Raw genomic sequence first — 2,188 nt, 5'->3', positions numbered from 1 at the left:
GATGCTGTATTCGCTCTTACTAAGGCAGAGGATATTTGGCGAGGCATGGAAAAATGCCTTTATGATAACGGCAAGACCCTTCATTTCTCAAAGCATGGAGAGTTGCCTTGTATAAGAGCAAAACAGATAAATCGTGGTATTCCAATGTCTGTTAAGGATAACAAGATACAGTTCAAATTTGGTAAAATTATATTTGGGATACAGGTAAATGACAGATTCCAACAGGATGAAATGAATGCGGTTTTATCCTATCTTACAGAGCCTGAGATTATAGATAGGAAAGCTGTCAATGCATTTATCGAGGATGCATATTGCATAGATACATACAGACCCTGCTATGCCACGCTCGTTCCTAAACTGATAAGAGGTAAATACAGGCTGTATCTCCATTTGACTATAGAAGGCAAAGCAAAGCCTAAATATGACAAATACGGCAATCTTCGTCATAAATATGGCAATGGCATGATAGGTGCTGATATTGGAACTCAGACAGTTGCATATACTTCAGATATTGAAGTCGGATTAAAGAACCTTTCAGAACGTGGAAACAGTATTCAGACTTCCGAAAGAAAAGAATGCCTGCTATATCGTGCTATGGATAGATCAAGGAGGGCAACTAATCCACAGAATTATAATGATGATGGTACTATGAAGAAAGGTCGCAAGACTTGGATATATTCTAATCACTATAAAAAATTAAAAGCTAAACACACTGAATTATGTCGTATTAATGCAGTAAACAGACAGCTTGCAATAAACGAAGACGCAAATCATTTGCGAAGTCTTGGGGATACATTCGTTACAGAGCCTAAGAATGCGAGCAAACTGATGAAACGGACCAAAGAAACGACTATAAACAATAAAGGCAAGTTTAACAGAAAAAAGCGTTTTGGCAAATCCATCAAGAACAGATGTCCTTCTGGATTTCAGACTACGGTGGAAAAGAAATTCAAGGCCACGGGTGGTACATACATAGAAGTTCCGAATAATTATAGAGCATCGCAATATGACCATACTGCTGATGACTACATTAAGAAGAAATTATCCGATAGACTGTATAGACTTCGAGATGGTACAAAAGTACAAAGAGATTGGTATTCATCATTCCTGCTTTACTGTTACGACTATAGAACGCAGAGTATAGATAAAGAAAAATGTATCATAGACTTTGAGACACAATACAACAAAGAAAAAGCCCTAATCGCATGGATTAAGGCTAATAAGATTAAAATCTTAAACAGTGGAATAAAAGTGGCTTAACAACCTAATATCAGGGAGATTGACTGTACTTCCTTGCTGAAAAGTAGAAATTTACCGTTAATGTGGTCGTAGGACTGCTTGGTAATAAAAGTCCTGATTCAAACAGATTTACACTTGTAACTCCAAAGCCTGAAAATGGTGTACGATTACAAGCTACACTTGCCAATCAGAACCCCATGGGCTTGCCCGCGGGTACAGTCAGTTCTTTCAAAAATAATCCTAGTTTCATTCTTGCTCTAGCATCACGATATATTCAGGTGTACCTTCTTCTAATTGCCTTTTCCCGTTAAGCTTAAAGCCATGCGCCTCGTAAAAACGAATGGCGTCTTCGTTCTTCTCCAGGGTCCATACGAACTTAGAATCAAACTTTTCTTTTGCAAATTCTATCAACTTAGATCCGATGCCCTCTTTCCAGAAGAAGTAATCTACATATAATTCCGCGATCTCTTTTTCCTCTAGATGGATCATTCCCTTAACTATACCATCATCGTATATCCAGACTTTATCGAGGAGTTCCGGATTCTTGAATTCATCGGCGACCTTAACTACCTGCAACTCATTAAAAGAGTATTCATCGTTATGAAAGATTGATCGGTACTTTATTCTTTTTGTAAACACCAGAATCTCGGCAATCCTGGATAGGTCTTTTGGTTCTGCATTTCTTATCATGTTTCAGTATCCGCCTTAGCAATTGGTGTGTTATGCCGAAAGATAATATCTCTACAAACTGGAAGCAGTAGCTCATTTCCATTCTTGACTAAGGATTCGCATCATTATAAAATCGCTATACTCATCGTTATAATAATATGCCTCTTCCAAAATACCTTCCTGCTTGAAACCGATTTTCTTATAGAATTCCAGTGCATCTATATTCAATCCTACCACTCCGATTGAGATACGATGCATTTCATATTCATGAAATGCCATG

Annotated in this window: 3 protein-coding genes; 1 reads left to right on the top strand and 2 read right to left on the bottom strand. The window is 37.8% G+C overall.

All coding sequences use genetic code 11. The features are described 5' to 3' along the window. The coding region (locus K6G87_RS16445) for a hypothetical protein (protein ID WP_296839694.1) at positions 1–1,260 on the top strand (1,260 nt) is incomplete at its 5' end. Positions 1,261–1,485: 225 nt separating this feature from the next. On the opposite strand, the gene K6G87_RS16440 is transcribed toward K6G87_RS16445, so the two are convergent. Together K6G87_RS16440 and K6G87_RS16435 are read right to left on the bottom strand one after the other, a co-directional pair. Further along, positions 1,486–1,929: a GNAT family N-acetyltransferase gene (locus K6G87_RS16440; protein WP_296839692.1), complete on the bottom strand. Its 444-nt coding sequence runs from the start codon at positions 1,927–1,929 to the stop codon at positions 1,486–1,488. A 72-nt stretch (positions 1,930–2,001) separates the two neighbouring features. Then, a partial coding sequence (locus K6G87_RS16435; protein WP_296839688.1) for a GNAT family N-acetyltransferase occupies positions 2,002–2,188 on the bottom strand: 187 nt, incomplete at its 5' end.

This window comes from Butyrivibrio sp. (assembly GCF_024699075.1).
This window is presented reverse-complemented; position numbering and strand designations above follow the sequence as displayed.